The organism is Streptomyces sp. NPDC002209, assembly GCF_042890265.1.
Classification (GTDB): Bacteria; Actinomycetota; Actinomycetes; order Streptomycetales; family Streptomycetaceae; genus Streptomyces.
Window position 1 is genome coordinate 84,084 of sequence record NZ_JBIARX010000002.1, and the last position, 17,120, is coordinate 101,203.

General features: G+C 70.6%; 15 protein-coding genes, 1 pseudogene and 1 riboswitch. Of the genes and pseudogenes, 8 read left to right on the top strand and 8 right to left on the bottom strand.

Annotated features, from left to right (window positions below; all coding sequences use genetic code 11):
- Window positions 1-99: 99 nt before the first annotated feature.
- Both ACFYXK_RS05260 and def read left to right on the top strand, forming a co-directional pair.
- Window positions 100-1,101 (top strand): hypothetical protein, encoded by a 1,002-nt coding sequence (locus ACFYXK_RS05260; RefSeq protein ID WP_266625664.1) that lies wholly within the window; start codon window positions 100-102, stop codon window positions 1,099-1,101.
- A 66-nt stretch (window positions 1,102-1,167) separates the two neighbouring features.
- On the top strand, window positions 1,168-1,803 hold the full coding sequence (gene def, locus ACFYXK_RS05265) for a peptide deformylase (protein ID WP_389409908.1): 636 nt from the start codon (window positions 1,168-1,170) through the stop codon (window positions 1,801-1,803).
- A gap of 32 nt (window positions 1,804-1,835) precedes the next feature.
- Here the strand turns inward: def and ACFYXK_RS05270 are convergent, their stop codons facing one another.
- A complete protein-coding gene (locus ACFYXK_RS05270; RefSeq protein WP_389409909.1) occupies window positions 1,836-2,804 on the bottom strand; it encodes a helix-turn-helix domain-containing protein in 969 nt (322 codons plus the stop codon).
- 81 nt (window positions 2,805-2,885) lie between these two features.
- On the opposite strand from ACFYXK_RS05270, the gene ACFYXK_RS05275 reads away from it, so the two are divergent.
- Window positions 2,886-3,104 carry a hypothetical protein gene (locus ACFYXK_RS05275; RefSeq protein WP_389409910.1) on the top strand — a complete coding sequence of 73 codons (219 nt, stop codon included), beginning with the start codon at window positions 2,886-2,888 and terminating at the stop codon, window positions 3,102-3,104.
- Here the strand turns inward: ACFYXK_RS05275 and ACFYXK_RS05280 are convergent.
- From ACFYXK_RS05280 to ACFYXK_RS05290, 3 genes are all read right to left on the bottom strand, one after another.
- Window positions 3,101-4,114, bottom strand: a complete 1,014-nt coding sequence (locus ACFYXK_RS05280; protein ID WP_048475403.1) for a ribonucleotide-diphosphate reductase subunit beta — start codon at window positions 4,112-4,114, stop codon at window positions 3,101-3,103. The two genes, ACFYXK_RS05275 and ACFYXK_RS05280, sit on opposite strands and share 4 nt — an antisense overlap.
- Window positions 4,114-6,507, bottom strand: coding sequence for a ribonucleoside-diphosphate reductase subunit alpha (locus tag ACFYXK_RS05285; protein WP_389409911.1), 2,394 nt, complete (start codon window positions 6,505-6,507; stop codon window positions 4,114-4,116). The genes ACFYXK_RS05280 and ACFYXK_RS05285 overlap by 1 nt, the downstream gene beginning before the upstream one ends.
- Before the next feature lie 139 nt (window positions 6,508-6,646).
- Window positions 6,647-6,778: riboswitch (cobalamin riboswitch) on the bottom strand.
- A 44-nt stretch (window positions 6,779-6,822) separates the two neighbouring features.
- Entirely contained in the window at window positions 6,823-7,323 is a 501-nt protein-coding gene (locus tag ACFYXK_RS05290) for a GNAT family N-acetyltransferase (protein ID WP_389409912.1), read from the bottom strand.
- A gap of 78 nt (window positions 7,324-7,401) precedes the next feature.
- Here ACFYXK_RS05290 and ACFYXK_RS05295 point away from each other — a divergent pair, with 78 nt between their 5' ends.
- Window positions 7,402-7,986: a Uma2 family endonuclease gene (locus ACFYXK_RS05295; protein ID WP_389409913.1), complete on the top strand. Its 585-nt coding sequence runs from the start codon at window positions 7,402-7,404 to the stop codon at window positions 7,984-7,986.
- Between the two features lie 53 nt (window positions 7,987-8,039).
- On the opposite strand, the gene ACFYXK_RS05300 is transcribed toward ACFYXK_RS05295, so the two are convergent.
- From ACFYXK_RS05300 to ACFYXK_RS05315, 4 genes and pseudogenes are all read right to left on the bottom strand, one after another.
- The gene (locus ACFYXK_RS05300) at window positions 8,040-8,237 is read right to left on the bottom strand and encodes a YbdD/YjiX family protein (RefSeq protein ID WP_133896922.1); all 198 of its coding nucleotides are present in this window, start codon (window positions 8,235-8,237) and stop codon (window positions 8,040-8,042) included.
- Complete coding sequence (locus tag ACFYXK_RS05305) at window positions 8,234-10,387, bottom strand: carbon starvation CstA family protein (RefSeq protein ID WP_389409914.1); 2,154 nt, start codon at window positions 10,385-10,387, stop codon at window positions 8,234-8,236. The genes ACFYXK_RS05300 and ACFYXK_RS05305 overlap by 4 nt, the downstream gene beginning before the upstream one ends.
- A gap of 426 nt (window positions 10,388-10,813) precedes the next feature.
- Window positions 10,814-11,029 (bottom strand): annotated as a pseudogene (locus ACFYXK_RS05310) (RNA-guided endonuclease TnpB family protein); the annotation flags it as partial.
- A gap of 179 nt (window positions 11,030-11,208) precedes the next feature.
- Window positions 11,209-11,973 carry a GntR family transcriptional regulator gene (locus ACFYXK_RS05315; protein WP_030153577.1) on the bottom strand — a complete coding sequence of 255 codons (765 nt, stop codon included), beginning with the start codon at window positions 11,971-11,973 and terminating at the stop codon, window positions 11,209-11,211.
- Window positions 11,974-12,263: 290 nt separating this feature from the next.
- On the opposite strand from ACFYXK_RS05315, the gene ACFYXK_RS05320 reads away from it, so the two are divergent.
- From ACFYXK_RS05320 to ACFYXK_RS05335, 4 genes are all read left to right on the top strand, one after another.
- Window positions 12,264-13,547, top strand: a complete 1,284-nt coding sequence (locus ACFYXK_RS05320) for an extracellular solute-binding protein (RefSeq protein WP_389409915.1) — start codon at window positions 12,264-12,266, stop codon at window positions 13,545-13,547.
- 103 nt (window positions 13,548-13,650) lie between these two features.
- Entirely contained in the window at window positions 13,651-14,667 is a 1,017-nt protein-coding gene (locus ACFYXK_RS05325; RefSeq protein ID WP_389409916.1) for a carbohydrate ABC transporter permease, read from the top strand.
- A gap of 62 nt (window positions 14,668-14,729) precedes the next feature.
- A complete protein-coding gene (locus ACFYXK_RS05330; protein ID WP_389410236.1) occupies window positions 14,730-15,566 on the top strand; it encodes a carbohydrate ABC transporter permease in 837 nt (278 codons plus the stop codon).
- 6 nt (window positions 15,567-15,572) lie between these two features.
- The gene (locus ACFYXK_RS05335) at window positions 15,573-17,081 is read left to right on the top strand and encodes a glycoside hydrolase family 3 protein (protein WP_389409917.1); all 1,509 of its coding nucleotides are present in this window, start codon (window positions 15,573-15,575) and stop codon (window positions 17,079-17,081) included.
- The last annotated feature ends 39 nt before the right edge of the window (window positions 17,082-17,120 follow it).

A 17,120-nucleotide genomic window follows, 5' to 3' on the forward strand; every position in this document is an offset into this window, starting at 1 on the left:
GGTAATGAGCGGCCGTCCGAGTGGGCATGGTTGGATGCCAGTAGGAGTGTCCGTGAGGGTGTCCGCAAGGCTGCACCGTTGGACCGGCAGGCGGGAATCGTGAGGATCTTCGGGAAGGTACGGCATCGGCCCTCCGCTTCGTGGCGGCAGGCCACCGACCGCGCGTTCACGCTGATCGGCGACGGGCGGTACGAGGATGCGGGTGCGCTGCTGACCAGAGCCGCGGACCTGGAGCCCTGGCTGTCCGAGTCCTGGTTCAACCTGGCCCTGCTGCACAAGTTCCGGCACGACTGGGAGCAGGCGCGGGCCGCCGGGCTGCGCGCCGTGGCCCTGCTGGACCGCGAGACCGGCGCCCCGGACTGGTGGAACGTGGGCATCGCCGCGACGGCGCTGCAGGACTGGCCGCTGGCCCGCCGGGCCTGGCAGGCGTACGGGCTGAAGGTGCCCGGGGACGCCGCCGCCGGTGGGAAGAAGAACAGCGGCGAACCGGTCGGCATGGAGCTCGGCAGCGCCGCCGTACGGCTGTCCCCCGAGGGGGAGGCCGAGGTGGTCTGGGGCCGCCGGCTGGACCCGGCCCGCATGGAGGTCCTGTCGATCCCGCTGCCTTCCTCGGGACGGCGCTGGGGCGAGGTCGTCCTGCACGACGGGGTCCCGCACGGCGAGCGGGTCACCGCGGCCGGGCCCTCGTACCCCGTCTTCGACGAGATCGAGCTGTGGGCGCCCTCGCCGGTGCCGACCTGGGTGGTGCTGCTGGAGGCGGCCACCGAGGCGGACCGCGACGCGCTGGAGCAGCTGGCCTCGGACGCGGGCTTCGCCGCCGAGGACTGGTCCTCGTCGGTGCGGCTGCTGTGCCGGACCTGCTCGGAGAGCGTGATGCCGAGCGGCGAGGGCGACGGCGAGCACCTCGACCCGCACGACCACAGCGAACCGGGGCATCCCGGTCCGCTCGGGCACCGTACGAACGGTTCCGGCCCGCTGTGGGTGCCGGAGCGGGAATGCGGCATCGCGGCGCCGGCCGGTCTGGTGCGCGGACTGCTCGACGGCTGGGTCGCGGACAGCCCGGAGACCCGGGAGTGGCGGGATCTCGAGGAAGTCTGCTGAGCGGGCACCGTAGGCTGTACCGGCACATTGGTGAACGGGTGGACTTACGGAAGGCGTACGGCGGACATGGCGCAGCAGGAGAACGAGGTCGTCGAGCTTGTGAACGACGGGTACGTCGTGGACACCGAGGACTGTGCGGAGCGCGAGCTCGCCCACCGCGAGCGCGGCACCGCCCGCCCGATCACGGTCGTCGGCAACCCGGTCCTCCACCACGAGTGCAAGGACGTCACCGAGTTCGGCGACGAACTCGCGCAGCTGATCGACGACATGTTCGCCAGCCAGAAGGCCGCCGAGGGCGTGGGCCTGGCCGCGAACCAGATCGGCGTGGACGCCAAGGTCTTCGTCTACGACTGCCCCGACGACGACGGCGTGCGCCACACCGGTGTCGTGGTCAACCCGAGGCTCGTGGAGCTGCCGGCCGGCTCGCGCGTGCTCGACGACTCCAACGAGGGCTGCCTGTCGGTCCCGACCGCGTACGCCTCGCTGGCCCGCCCGGACTACGCCGAGGTGACCGGCCAGGACGCGCAGGGCAACCCGATCAAGGTGCGGGGCACGGGCTACTTCGCGCGCTGCCTGCAGCACGAGACGGACCACCTGTACGGGTACCTGTACATCGACCGCCTCTCCAAGCGCGACCGCAAGGACGCCCTGCGCCAGATGGAAGAGGGCACCCCGCGCTACGAGACGGTCCCGAACGCCTGAGCCTTCCCCGGACCGTGGCCCGGGCCCACGGCTCAGGCCACGGCCTGCGGGCCCCGGAACGTGCGGCGGAAGGCGTTCGGGGTCGTGCCGAGGGCGCGCAGGAAGTGGTGGCGCAGGGCCGCCGCGTTGCCGAAGCCGCTGCGGCCCGCGATGGCGTCGACCGTGTCGTCCGTGGCCTCCAGGAGTTCCTGCGCCAGCAGGACGCGCTGGCGCAGCACCCACTGGTACGGGGTCGTCCCGGTCTCCTGGAGGAAGCGGCGGGCGAAGGTGCGCGGTGACATGTGCGCACGCTCCGCGAGCTGCTCGACGGTGATCTCCTCGTCCAGGTGGCGGGCCATCCACCCGATCACCTCGCCCACCGTGTCGCACGCCGTGCGCGGCAGCGGCCGCTGGATGAACTGCGCCTGGCCGCCGTCCCGGTGCGGCGGGACGACCATCCGCCGGGCGATGGTGTTGGCCACCTCGGCGCCGTGCTCCTGGCGCACGACGTGCAGGCACGCGTCGATGCCCGAAGCCGTGCCCGCGGCGGTGATCACCGGGCCCTCGTCCACGTACAGCACGTCGGGGTCCACCCGCGCCTGCGGGAAGCGCCGGGCCAGGGCCGGCGAGTGCATCCAGTGCGTGGTGCAGCGCCGGCCGTCCAGCAGCCCGGCGGCGCCGAGCACGAAGGCCCCGCTGCACACGCTCAGCACCCGCGCACCCCGGTCGACGGCCCGGCGCAGCGCCTCCAGCAGCGGCTCGGGGTACTCCCGGGTCGCCGCCGCGCGGTCGGCGGGCACGCAGATCAGGTCTGCGCTCTCCAGCCGCTCCAGCCCGTACGGGACGACGACGTCGAAATGCCCGTCGCCGGTCGGGGAGCGCCGGTCCTCCGCCGCGCACACGGCGAAGTCGTACACCGGCAGCCCCATCTCGCTGCGGTCGATCCCGAAGACCTCGCAGAAGATGCCCAGTTCGAACGGGGCGACGCCATTGACGAGGGCCACGGCCACGTTGTTCAGCATGACACCAGTGTGGCAGTAATTCGCTCTTCCATGACAGTCCTGCCACTGTCCGGTTTTTGCCGCACTGGGGAGGGTGGAGTCATGAACACCTTCCTCGACTACCTCGCCGTCCTCGCCGTCGCCGCCCTCCTCCTCGGGCCCGCGCTCCACGGCGCTCTGCGCGAGCGCCGCATCGACCGGCAGCTCCGTGCGGCGCCCGGTCACGGACATGACGAAGCGCCCCCGCCCAGGACCCCGGTCACCCGAGTCGTACTCCCCATGGGCGGGGACGCCGTCAAGCGCCTGGAACGGGCGACCTAGAAGTCCTCGTCCAGGTCGACCGTGCCCTCGACCGCGACCTGATAGGCCGACGGGCGGCGCTCGAAGAAGTTCGTCAGCTCCTGGACGCCCTGCAGCTCCATGAAGGAGAACGGGTTCTGCGAGCCGTACACCGCGGGGAAGCCGAGACGGACCAGGCGCTGGTCCGCGACGCACTCCAGGTACTCGCGCATCGACTCGGTGTTCATGCCCGGCAGGCCGTCACCGCACAGGTCGCGGCCGAACTGGAGCTCCGCCTCCACGGCCTCCTTCAGCATGTCGGTGACCTGCTGCTGGAGCGCGTCGTCGAAGAGCTCCGGCTCCTCCTTGCGGACCGTGTCCACGACCTCGAACGCGAAGTTCATGTGCATGGTCTCGTCGCGGAACACCCAGTTCGTGCCGGTGGCCAGGCCGTGCAGCAGGCCGCGGGAGCGGAACCAGTACACGTACGCGAAGGCGCCGTAGAAGAACAGGCCCTCGATGCACGCCGCGAAGCAGATCAGGTTCAGCAGGAAACGGCGGCGGTCGGCCTGCGTCTCCAGCCGGTCGATCTTCTCGACCGAGTCCATCCACTTGAAGCAGAACTGCGCCTTCTCGCGGATCGACGGGATCTCCTCGACCGCGTCGAAGGCGGCCGCGCGGTCGTCCGGGTCGGGCAGGTAGGTGTCGAGCAGCGTCAGATAGAACTGGACGTGCACGGCCTCCTCGAACAGCTGGCGCGACAGGTACAGGCGCGCCTCCGGGGAGTTGATGTGCTTGTACAGCGTCAGCACCAGGTTGTTCGAGACGATCGAGTCGCCCGTCGCGAAGAACGCGACGAGGCGGCCGATCATGTGCTGCTCGGCGGGCGTCAGCTTCGCCAGGTCGGCGACGTCCGAGTGGAGGTCGACCTCCTCGACGGTCCAGGTGTTCTTGATCGCGTCCCGGTAGCGCTCGTAGAAGTCCGGGTAGCGCATGGGGCGGAGCGTGAGCTCGAAGCCCGGGTCCAGGAGGTTCTTGTCGGTGGAGCTCATTACTGGCAGGCCTCGCAGGACTCGGGGTTCTCAAGGGAGCAGGCCAGCGCCTCGGCGTCGGCGACCGCCTGGGGCAGCGCGACGGGGGTGGCCGCCTGCGCGGCGCGGGCGATCTTCGTCGCGGGGCGCGAGCGCAGGTAGTACGTGGTCTTCAGGCCCTGCTTCCAGGCGTACGCGTACATCGAGGACAGCTTCCCGATGGTCGGCGTCTCCAGGAACAGGTTCAGCGACTGCGACTGGTCGAGGTACGGCGTACGGGCCGCCGCCATGTCGATCAGGCCGCGCTGCGGGATCTCCCACGCCGTGCGGTACAGCTCGCGCACCTCGGCCGGGATCCAGCCGAAGCCCTGGACCGAGCCGGAGGACTCGCGCAGGGCCTCGCGGGTCTGGGCGTCCCACACGCCGAGCTGCTTCAGCTCCTCCACCAGGTAGCCGTTCACCTGGAGGAACTCACCGCTCAGCGTCTCGCGCTTGAAGAGGTTCGAGACCTGCGGCTCGATGCACTCGTACACGCCGGCGATCGAGGCGATCGTCGCCGTCGGGGCGATGGCGAGGAGCAGGGAGTTGCGCATGCCGGTCTCGGCGACGCGGGCGCGCAGGGCGTCCCAGCGCTCGGGCCAGGCGCGCTCGGTGTCGTAGTGGTCCGGGTGCAGGACACCGCGGGCCGTACGCGTCTCCGACCAGGCCGGGAGCGCGCCGTGGCGCTCGGCCAGGTCGCAGGAGGCCTCGTACGCCGCGAGCATGATGCGCTCGGCGATCTTGGTGGAAAGGGCCTTCGCCTCTGCGGAGTCGAAGGGCAGGCGCAGCTTGAAGAAGACGTCCTGCAGACCCATCGCGCCCAGGCCGACCGGGCGCCAGCGGGAGTTGGAGCGCTCGGCCTGCTCGGTCGGGTAGAAGTTGATGTCCACGACGCGGTCGAGGAAGGTCACGGCGGTGCGGACGGTCTCGTCCAGCCGCTCCCAGTCCATCTCACCCGTCCCGGTGAGGACGAACGCGCCCAGGTTGACCGAGCCGAGGTTGCAGACGGCGGTCTCGCCGTCGTTGGTGACCTCGAGGATCTCGGTGCACAGGTTCGACGAGTGCACGACCCGGCCCGGTTCGGCGGTCTGGTTCGCCGTGCGGTTGGAGGCGTCCTTGAAGGTCATCCAGCCCTGGCCGGTCTGCGCGAGGGTGCGCATCATCCGGCCGTAGAGGTCGCGGGCGGGCATGGACTTGCGGGCCAGGCCGTCCGCCTCGGCCTTGCGGTACGCGGCGTCGAACTCGTCGCCCCACAGGTCGACCAGCTCGGGCACGTCGGCCGGGGAGAACAGCGACCAGTCGGCGTCCGCGTTGACGCGGCGCATGAACTCGTCCGGGACCCAGTGCGCCAGGTTCAGGTTGTGCGTACGGCGCTGGTCCTCGCCGGTGTTGTCGCGGAGCTCCAGGAACTCCTCGATGTCCGCGTGCCAGGTCTCCAGGTAGACGGCGGCGGCGCCCTTGCGCCGGCCGCCCTGGTTCACGGCGGCGACGGAGGCGTCGAGGGTCTTCAGGAACGGCACGATGCCGTTGGAGTGGCCGTTCGTACCGCGGATCAGCGAACCGCGGGCGCGGATGCGCGAGTACGAGAGGCCGATGCCGCCGGCGTGCTTCGACAGGCGCGCGACCTGGTGGTAGCGGTCGTAGATCGAGTCGAGCTCGTCGAGCGGGGAGTCCAGCAGGTAGCAGGAGGACATCTGCGGGTGCCGGGTGCCGGAGTTGAAGAGCGTGGGGGAGGACGGCAGGTAGTCGAGGCGGCTCATCAGCCGGTAGAGGGAGGCCACTTCCTCGACGGCCTGGACGCTGTCGTTCTCGGCGAGGCCGCAGGCCACGCGCAGCATGAAGTGCTGCGGGGTCTCGACGACCTGGCGGGTGATCGGGTGGCGCAGCAGGTAGCGGCTGTGCAGGGTGCGCAGGCCGAAGAAGCCGAAGCGGTCGTCGGCGCCCTCGGCGAGCGTGTGCTCGACCAGTGCGTCCAGGCGGCTCGCGTGCAGCGCCACGAACTCGGCGGTGCGGTCCGCGATCAGGCCCTCGCGGTGGCCGACCGCGACGGAGGCGGAGAAGGAGGTGGCCCCCTGGCCCGCGGCTTCCTCGGCGACGGCCAGCGTCAGCAGCCGGGCGGCGAGCCGGGAGTACGCAGGGTCCTCGGAGATGAGACCGGCGGCGGCCTCCGTGGCCAGGCCGCGCAGCTCGGCCTCGTCGGCGGCGGCGCTGCGCCCGCGGAGCGCGGCGGCGGCGACCCGGCCCGGGTCGGTGTCGGGGAGGTCGGCCGTCAGCTCGGTGAGGGTACGCAGCAGTGCGGCCCCAGGTCCCCCGGTCTCGATTCCGGTGTCGGACGGGTCGGACTCGGCGCGCGGTGCGGAAGGCGCGATGGTCACGGGGGGAGCTCTCCCTCGCTCGGCTCCGGGACACCTGCGGTGCGGGCGCGAGCGGGCGCGCGCGGGCATGACGGGGCAGCACCGCGCGGCGTCCACCGGCCCAACCGCGAGGCCCGGACGTGTCGGCACCCGGTTCGGTCGAGCCGGGCGCACTGTCGGCAGGTCCTCGGACTTGCGGTGACACCAATGGGTGTACTTCATACCGTTGCGGGACAGTTCCGGATTCGCACCGGATTCCCCTGCGACGACAGCGAGCATGAGCATACATGTGGGGGCCGCTTCCTGTGCGACCCCCTAGATGTTGTGTCGGCGTGGCTACAGTTCGAGACCGTACGTGAGCAGAGGGAGGCCGGGGACGGGCTCCCAGTCCCGTTCGGGCGTACGGACGAAGCCGAGCCGTTCGTAGATCCGGTGGGCGCCGGCCATGTCGTCCGTGGTGGACAGCACGAGGCGCCGTACGCCCTCGATGGCCCTCGCCCGCTCCATGCAGGCCCGTACGAGCGCCTCCCCGGCGCCCCGGCCGCGGCCCTCCCGGGCGACGGCCAGCATCCGGAACTCGGCCTCGCCGGCCACGGCGATGTCGCACAGCGGGCTCCCGGGAGCGGCGAACGCCACACCGCCGAGGAGCCGTCCGTCGCTCGCGGCGGCGACGAGTATCACCCCGTCGCGCGCCCGCCCGGCCACGTCGCGCAGCCGCGCGAGGTACGGGTCGTCCTCGCCGAAGGTGAGCAGCCCGTCCCCGAGGTAGGCCTGCGCGGTGATCTCCCCGAGCGTCCCGTACTCCGCCGCCAGCGCTTCCCTGATCACGATGTCCATGCCACCGAGTGTGCCGGACGGCTGTCGGTGCCCGGCGCTATCGTCGGAGACAGCACCGTCGAGGAAGGCGAGCGAGGCATGACCGTGATGACCGACAGGCCCCAGATGCTGACCGAGGACTTCGAGACCCTTGCGCGCATAGGCGCCAGAGAGGTGGAGGGGCTGCGGTTGGAATTCATCGACGGGAAGCTGGGGGTCAAAGCGGTGCCTGACGGAGATCACGACCGAATCGTCGTGTGGCTGTCCCGCATCTGTATGCAGCACCGGCCCGAGGTCTGGCTCCACGTGGAACGCGGCCTGAAGGTCGAGCAGTACCGTTCGGGTCGGGCACGCCCGGATGCGTCCCTTGCCCCGGATGGCGCATTCGAAGGGCAGGGGGAGTGGGCCGACCCGGCTCCTGTCCTGATGGTCGTCGAGGTTACGTCGTACGACTCCGACACCGACGCACGCGACCGTAAGGCGAAGCCCGGCGCGTACGCGGCGACCGGCATTCCCGTCTACCTCCTCATCGACCGGGACAACTGCCTTGTGCATGTCCACAGCGATCCCAACGGGAAGCTGTACGAGACGGTACGCACCATCCCCTTCGGCAAGGACGTCGAGCTGCCAGACCCCGTCGGGTTCTCTTTCCCGACCGAGCCCCTGAAGGACTGGGTGCGCTGAACACGCACGAGGGCCCCGCCGGAAGCGTCCGGCGGGGCCCTTCACGTACGTGCTCAGCAGCAGCGGAAGCCCTCGCGGGGGTCCGCCTCGCGCGAGTCCGTGCGGGCGCGTTCGAAGGCGCGGCGGGTCATGACCTCCGCGTCCGGGTCGTGCGTACGGGCGTGGGCCACGTAGCGGTCGTACGCCGCCTCGCCCGAGAACTCCCGTACGAAGTACCGCGCCTTCGCCAGCGCCGCGCGGACCCCGCTCACGCCACCGGCTCCTTCACGCGGCCGCCGCCCGAGTCCAGGCCGGCGGCGGCGAGCTCCGCCCGCTCCTCGGGCGTCGCGATGAGACCGGCCGGGGCGATGATCTTCGACTCCGTCCACGGGACCTCGGACAGCCTGACCGCCTCCGGGGCGGCGATCGCCTTGAAGCAGGTCCGCGCCGCGTCCAGCAGCACGATGATGATCAAGGCGGCGAACAGGGCCGACAGCGCGCCGTCCACCGTGGCGTTGGTGACCACGGTGTGCATCTCGTCCATGTTCTTGGCGGGCGGCAGTACCTTCCCGGCGTCGATGCCGGTCTGGTACTTGTCGCGCTGCGCGAAGAAGCCGACCTTCACGTCGTCGGAGAACACCTTCTGGTAGCTCGCGGTGAGCGTGACGGCCACGTCCCAGGCCAGCGGGACGCCGGTGACCCACGCCCACTTGAGCCGCCCGGACTTGACGAGCAGCGTGGTGCAGACGGCCAGGGCCACCGCCGCGAGCAGCTGGTTCGCGATCCCGAACAGCGGGAACAGCTGGTTGATGCCGCCCAGCGGGTCCTTGATGCCGACCCACAGGAAGTAGCCCCAGCCGCCGACGACGAGCGCGCTCGCCAGCCACACGCCCGGCTTCCAGCTGATGTCCTTGAAGGACTTGTGCACGTTGCCGAGGGTGTCCTGGAGCATGAACCGGCCGACGCGGGTGCCCGCGTCGAGGGTCGTCAGGATGAACAGCGCCTCGAACATGATCGCGAAGTGGTACCAGAACGCCTTCATCCCGGCGCCGCCGAGCACGGACGAGAAGATCTCCGACATTCCGAGTGCGAAGGTCGGCGCGCCGCCCGTACGGGACAGCAGGCTGGCCTCCTCGACGTCCTTGGCGGCCTGCGCGAGGTACTCGGGCGAGACGGCGAAGCCGAAGTGGGTCACGGCCTGCGAGGCGGTCTCGACGGTGGTGCCGATGACGCCGGCGGGGGAGTTGACCGCGAAGAACAGGCCGGGCTCGATGATGGTGGCCGCGATGATCGCCATGACGGCGACGAAGGACTCGGTCAGCATGGCGCCGTAGCCGATGACCCGGACCTGGGTCTCCTTCTGGATCATCTTCGGGGTGGTGCCCGAGGAGACCAGTGCGTGGAAGCCGGACAGGGCGCCGCAGGCGATGGTGATGAAGACGAAGGGGAACATCGATCCGGCGAACACCGGCCCGTCCCCGCGGGCGGCGAAGTCGGTGACCGCGGGCATCTTCAGCGTCGGCATGGCCAGCACGACGCCCACCGCCATCAGCGCGATGGTGCCGACCTTCATGAAGGTGGACAGGTAGTCGCGGGGCGCGAGCAGCATCCACACCGGCAGCACCGAGGCGACGAAGCCGTACGCGACCATCCAGAGGACGAGGGTCTCCTTCTCCAGCGTGAAGGTGCTCGCCAGTGAGGACTCGGCGACCCAGCCGCCCGCGACGATGGCGAGCAGCAGCAGCGCGACTCCGATGACGGAGATCTCGGTGACCCGGCCCGGCCGCAGCACGCGCAGGTAGAAGCCCATGAAGAGGGCGATCGGGATGGTCATGCCGATGGAGAAGACGCCCCAGGGGGAGTGCGCCAGGGCGTTGACGATGACCAGGGCGAGCACGGCCAGCAGGATGATCATGATGGCGAACACGGCGACCAGGGCGGCGGCTCCGCCGACGGGGCCGATCTCGTCCCGGGCCATCTGGCCGAGCGAGCGCCCGTCGCGGCGGGTGGAGAAGAAGAGGGTGACCATGTCCTGGACGGCGCCCGCGAAGATGACGCCCGCGACGATCCAGATGGTCCCCGGCAGGTAGCCCATCTGCGCGGCGAGCACGGGACCGACCAGCGGGCCGGCGCCGGCCACGGCGGCGAAGTGGTGGCCGAAGAGCACGCGGCGGTCGGTGGGGTGGAAGTCGACACCGTTGTCAAGGCGTTCGGCCGGGGTGGCCCGCGTCTTGTCGACCCTCAGGACCCGGTGGGAGATGAACCGCGCGTAGAAGCGGTAGCCGATGGCGTACGAACCCAGCGCGGCGGCGAGCAGCCAGGCGGCCGAGATCTCCTCGCCGCGCGAGAGCGCCAGGATGCCCCAGCCGAGGGCCCCGATGAGGCCGACGAGCACCCAGACGGCGATCGCCTTCGGGGTCATGCCCCCCGAGGTCATGTCCCCTGATGCGGAAGGCGAGTCCGCAGCCGTGTCCGGACTCGCCGCGTTCCGTTCCGTACCTGTTGCTCCCGGTTCCGGCATGATCCTCGTCCCCTCGTTGATCATCTGCTTGAGCGCAGGGAATCTACGGGGGCCGCCCGGTGAACGTAAGCCCCCGTCCGTATAGCGGAACGAGAGTCAAGCACGGATCAGTTGGCCTGGCCCAGAGCCGAGCGACGAACTTTTGACGCGACCCTGGTCCGTGCGACCCGGTCTTCCTGCTTCATTGCGCGGCGCCGGGGCTCGCGCCCAGAGGTCGGGATCGACCTCGGGCCGGCCACCTTTGCCGCTCGGCTCAAGGTCGCCCGGCAGTGCGCCAAGGTGGCCGACCGCCGCCGGTGCGGCCGGCAGCGGACGAGACCACCTGATCCTCAGCGCCCCGAAGAAGGCCCTGAACGCTGCGTCCAAGTCCCGAAGCGACTGCTGGAGCACCACGGCTGACACCTCTGCGAGCCGCGCCCGCCCCTCGGTGCGCTTGGCCTCCGTGATCAGCTGCCTGGAAAGCTGGGCCGAGGAGACGTACGGCAGCCCCGCCGCGCGCTGAGAGGCGTTGGGATATATGCGGTAGTTGTGGCGCAGTTGCACGTGGGTGACCCTAGAGCCCCCAAATGGCGGCATGCGGGGTATGGCGGCGAGATCGCCTGAATTGCATGGAAGTGGCCGAGTCGAGTCGAAGGCGATCGAATGGTGTGGGGTGGGATCGGACGGACCGGTCCGCCCGTGTCAGGCGGGGCCCGTCCGCATGCACCGTGGTCGCCGCTGCGTCAGACGGCAGGGCGCTGGAGCCGCGCGACAAACTTGTAGCGATCGCCGCGGTACACCGACCGCACCCACTCGACGGGTTCGCCGTCGGCGTCCAGTGAGTGGCGGGAGAGCATCAGCATCGGCAGGCCGACGTCGGTGCCCAGCAGGCCCGCCTCGCGCGGGGTGGCCAGGGAGGTCTCGATGGTCTCCTCGGCCTCCGCGAGCCGTACGTCGTACACCTCGGCCAGCGCCGTGTAGAGGGAGGTGTACTTGGCCAGCGACCGGCGCAGCGCGGGGAAGCGCTTGGCCGAGAGGTGGGTGGTCTCGATGGCCATCGGCTCGCCGCTGGCGAGGCGCAGCCGCTCGATGCGCAGCACCCGGCCGCCGGTGGCGATCTTGAGGAGCCCGGCCAGGGTGTCGTCGGCCGTCACGTACCCGATGTCGAGGAGTTGGGACGTGGGCTCCAGTCCCTGGGCCCGCATGTCCTCCGTGTACGAGGACAGTTGGAGCGGCTGGGAGACCTTCGGTTTCGCGACAAAGGTGCCTTTGCCCTGAATGCGCTCCAGCCGGCCCTCGACGACGAGCTCCTGGAGCGCCTGGCGCACGGTGGTCCGCGAGGTGTCGAATTCGGCCGCGAGCGTGCGCTCGGGCGGTACCGGCGTGCCGGGGGGCAGCGTCTCGGTCATGTCGAGCAAGTGCCGCTTGAGTCGGTAGTACTTGGGCACACGCGCCGTGCGAGTGGCTGCCCCGCCTTCCGGCTCCGTGGTCGCCCCTTCGGTGGACATCGCCGCCCGCCTTCCCGACTCCAGTTTCGCTGCCGTCACCGGCTCCTCCGATATGTGCGGTCACATCGTGACACGGGTGGGAGGGCAGGCCTCCTCCCTCCCCCAGGTGTCGGTCCGGTAACGGACCGATCACCCGCTCATTAGACCCTTGACACCCCTAAAGGTCTAGGCCAAGCTCCGGTTACTGGTCTAAACCAATATGGATCAGATCCCGGCCCCAGGGCAGTACTTGGTGCATGTCACCGCGGCGGGCGAGGGAAGTTGCAGGCAGCATCCCTGAGGAGGGTGGCGTGAAGCGCAAGCTCATCGCGGCGGTCAGTGTCGCGGGCATGATGGTCGGAGTCGCGGCGTGCGGCAACGGCGGCGACGACAAGGGGAAGACCGACGCGGGCGGCGCCAAGGAGATCACCGTCTGGGTGATGGACGGCTCCGCGCCGAAGGCCTGGATCGATGCGGTCAACGCGGAGTTCTCGGCCAAGCACCCCGGTGTCACCGTCAAGGTCGAAGAGCAGCAGTGGAAGGGCATCCAGGAGAAGGTCACCACGGCCCTCTCCGAGAACACCCCGCCGGACGTCCTCGAGCTCGGCAACACCCAGACCTCCGGCTACGCGGTCACCGGCGGCCTCGCCGACCTGACCAAGGACAAGTCCAAGCTCGGCGCGGACGCCTGGCAGAAGAGCATGCTCGCCTCGGCCGAGTACGACGGCAAGCTCTACTCCGCTCCCTGGTACGCGGCCAACCGCGTCGTCGTGTACGACAAGAAGGCCTTCGCGAAGGCCGGCGTCACCCCGCCGACCACCCGTGACGAGTGGATCGCCGGCCTCGAGAAGCTGAAGGCCGCGGACCCGTCCTCGCAGCCGATCTACCTGCCCGGCCAGAGCTGGTACGTCCTCGCCGGCTTCGTCTGGGACGAGGGCGGCGACCTCGCCGTCAAGGACGGCGGCAAGTGGAAGGGCGGTCTCGGCACCCCCCAGGCCGCCTCCGCGATGGAGTTCTACAAGAAGCTCCAGTCCTACTCCACCGCCCCGAAGGACAAGGACGAGGCCACCCCGCAGCAGTCCACCGACGTCGTTCCCAAGGGCGGCGTCGCCTCCTGGATCGGCCTCGGCTGGGAGGCCGGCGGCGCGGAGAAGGCCCTGAAGGATGCGGGCAAGGAGGCCGACTTCGGCTACTTCCCGATTCCGGGCAAGACCGCCGACAAGCCGGGCACCGTCTTCCTCGGCGGCTCGAACCTCGCCGTCGCCGAGCGCTCCAAGAACAAGGAGCTCGCCAAGGAGTGGCTGGCCCTCGCCGCAGGCAAGGACCAGATGACGAAGTACGCCGCCGAGACCAAGGGCGCGCTGCTCCCGAACCAGGCCGCCGCGAACTTCACCCCCGCCGCGGGCTCCTTCGCCGAGGCCATGGGCAAGGGCGGCGTCAACGGCCGCATCACCCCGGTCACCCCGGGCTGGGCGAACGTCGAGACCGAGCCCAACCCGCTCAAGGAGTTCATGACCAAGGTCCTGAAGGGCGAGGACGCCGCCAAGGCGGGCGCGGACGCGGACAAGGAAATCGCGAACCGCATCAACAAGTAGCACCCAGCACCGGGGGTGCGGCAGGCGCCCACGCGCCCGCCGCACCCCCGGTGGCGCTCGACAGACCTGTGCGACGCCCGACCGCAGCCGAGGTAACCAAGACATGACCGTGCACTCCCAGGGAGCGGCGACCGCTCCACAGGACGCACCACCGAAGTCCGCCGGACGGCAGCAGACGCCGCCCACCACCACCGGGACCACTCCCTCGTCTCCTCGCCGGGGCAGAACGTCGCTCCCCTCGGGCTGGCTGCCGTACCTCCTGATCGGGCCCGCGGTCCTCAGCCTGGCGACCCTGCTGCTGTACCCGCTGGCCAAGAACGTGATCCTGTCGTTCCAGAAGGTCGACAAGATCGAGTTCATCCAGCGGAAGGCGCCCTTCAACGGGGTCGAGAACTACACCCAGCTGCTGGGCGACGCGCACTTCTGGACCGTCGTCGTGCGCACCTTCGCCTTCACCGCCGCCAACGTCGCGCTGATCATGCTGATCGGCAGCCTCGTCGGCATCCTGCTGAACCGGCTCGGCAAGTGGATGCGCCTGGTCCTGTCGATGGCCCTGGTGATGGCCTGGGCCATGCCGATCGTCGCGTCCGTCACCGTCTTCCAGTGGCTGTTCGACGAGCAGTTCGGCGTCATGAACTGGGTCATGCGCACCGCCGGCTTCTCCGGCTACGAGCAGCACAACTGGTTCGAGTCCGGCCTCTCCACCCTGGTGATCGTCACCGTCCTGGTGGTCTGGGGATCCGTCCCCTTCGTCGCCCTCAACATGTACGCCGGCCTGACCACCGTCAGCGGCGAGCTGTACGAGGCCGCGCGGATGGACGGCGCGAACGGCTGGCAGACGTTCTGGCAGGTCGTCTTCCCGAACCTCAAGCCGTTCTTCCTCGTCACCACGTTCCTCGAGGTGATCTGGGTCTTCAAGGCCTTCACCCAGGTCTACGCGATGAACCGCGGCGGCCCCGACCGCGCCTCCGAGACCCTGCCCGTCTTCGCCTTCGTCGAGGGCCAGAGCCAGGGCCACTACGCGCTCGCGGCCGCGATCTCCGTCCTGACGATCGTGATGCTCGTGATCGTCATGTCCTTCTACTTCCGCCTGATCCTGAAGCAGGAGGAGGAGCAGTGAGCACCACCACCGCGCCGAAGCCCGCACCCGCCGCGCCGCAGCACCCGGAGCGCGCACAGAGGCTGCGCACCCGCCGCCCGCTCCGCCCCGGCACGGTGGCGAAGAACCTGGGCGCCCTCGTCCTGGCCGTGGTCTTCGTCTTCCCCGTCTACTGGATGTTCTCCTCGGCGCTCAAGCCGTCCGGGGAGATCCTGTCCAAGGACCCCGTCTTCGTCTTCACCCCGACGCTGGACAACTTCACCAAGGCCACCGGCGTCGAGCTGTTCTGGACGTACGTGCAGAACAGCCTGCTCGTGACCGTCGGCGCCGTCGTCCTCGCCCTGGTCGTGGCCCTCGCCGCGAGCTTCGCCATCGCCCGGATGAAGTTCAAGGGCCGCAAGGGCCTCGTGCTCGGCGTGATGATGGCGCAGATGGCCCCGTGGGAGGTCATGGTCATCGCGATGTACATGATCGCCCGCGACGCGGAGATGCTGAACAGCCTCCCGCTGCTGACCGCGATCTACTTCGTGATGGTCCTGCCCTTCACCATCTGGACCCTGCGCGGCTTCATCGCCGCCGTCCCGGTGACGCTGGAGGAGGCCGCCCAGATCGACGGATGCACCCGCGGCCAGGCCTTCCGCAAGGTGATCTTCCCGCTGCTGGCCCCCGGCCTGATGTCCACCTCGCTCTTCGGCTTCATCACCGCCTGGAACGAGTTCGCGATGGTCCTGATCCTCAACAAGGACAAGACCGCCCAGACCCTGCCCCTGTGGCTCACCCAGTTCCAGACCGCCTTCGGCAACGACTGGGGCGCCACCATGGCCGCGTCCTCGCTGTTCGCGGTCCCGGTCCTGGTGATCTTCGTCTTCCTCCAGCGCAAGGCCGTCGGCGGCATGACCGCCGGCGCCGTGAAGGGATAACGCCACATGACCGTCCTTGCGCACCGCGTCACCGAATCCGATGCGAACGACCAGCTCACCCGCGACGCCCTCGCGGTCCTCCAGCCCGGCTTCGAGGGCACCACCGCCCCTGCGTGGCTGCTGCGCCAGGTCGGCGAAGGCCTCACCGCCGTCGGCCTCTTCGGCCGCAACATCGCCTCGCCCGAGCAGCTCGCCGCGCTCACCGCGCAGCTGCGCGCCGAGCGCGACGACGTCCTCGTCGCCATCGACGAGGAGGGCGGCGACGTCACCCGCCTCGAGGTCCGCGGCGGCTCGTCGTTCCCCGGCAACCTGGCCCTCGGGGCCGTCGACGACACCGCGCTGACCCGGGACGTCGCCCGCGAGCTCGGCCGGCGCCTCGCCGAGTGCGGGGTCAACCTCAACTGGGCCCCGTCCGCCGACGTCAACTCCAACCCGGACAACCCGGTCATCGGCGTACGGTCCTTCGGCGCCGACACCCACCTCGCCGCCCGGCACACCGCGGCCTACGTCGAGGGCCTCCAGGCCGCCGGCGTCGCCGCGTGCACCAAGCACTTCCCGGGCCACGGCGACACCAACGTCGACTCGCACCACGCCCTGCCGCGCATCGACGTGGACCTGGACACGCTGGTGGCGCGCGAACTGGTGCCCTTCCGGGCGGCCATCGCGGCCGGCACCAAGGCCGTGATGAGCGCGCACATCCTGGTCCCCGCCCTCGACCCGACCCGCCCGGCCACGCTCAGCCCGCAGATCCTGACCGGTCTGCTGCGCAAGGAGCTCGGCTACGAGGGCCTGATCGTCACCGACGGCATGGAGATGAACGCCATCGCCGGGACGTACGGCATCGAGCGCGGCTCGGTCCTCGCCATCGCGGCCGGCGCCGACGCGATCTGCGTCGGCGGCGGGCTCGCCGACGAGGCCACCGTGCTCCGGCTGCGCGACGCCCTGGTCGCGGCCGTACGGGAGGGCGCGCTGGCGCAGGAGCGGCTCGCCGACGCCGCCGCCCGGGTACGGGCGCTGGCCGCATGGACCCGGCAGGCCCGGGCCGCCGCCGCGCCGGGCGCGCCGAAGGAGGGGAGCGCGCCCGGCATCGGCCTGGCGGCGGCCCGCCGCGCCGTGGTCGTCTCCGGCGCCGCCGCGCCCGTGACCACCCCGTACGTCGCCACGCTCGCGCCCGTCGCGAACATCGCGGTGGGCGACGAGACCCCGTGGGGCGTGGCCGCCGAACTGGCCGCGCTGGTACCGGGAACGGGGTCCGGGGTGTTCCCGGAGGGCGCCTCGGCCGCGGACATCCTGGCGGCGGCGGGGGAACGCACCGTCGTGGCGGTGGTCCGCGACGCGCACCGCCACCCGTGGATGGTGCAGGCCCTGGACGCGCTGGTCGCGGCCCGCCCGGACACGGTGGTGGTCGAGATGGGCGTCCCCCGTGCCGAGCCCCGCGGCGCGTTGTACATCGCGACGCACGGCGCCTCGCGCGTCTGCGGCCGCGCGGCCGCGGAGGTGATCGTCGGGGCCTGACCACCCCCGGCGCGCGGCGGCGACGGGTCCGGCCGGGCA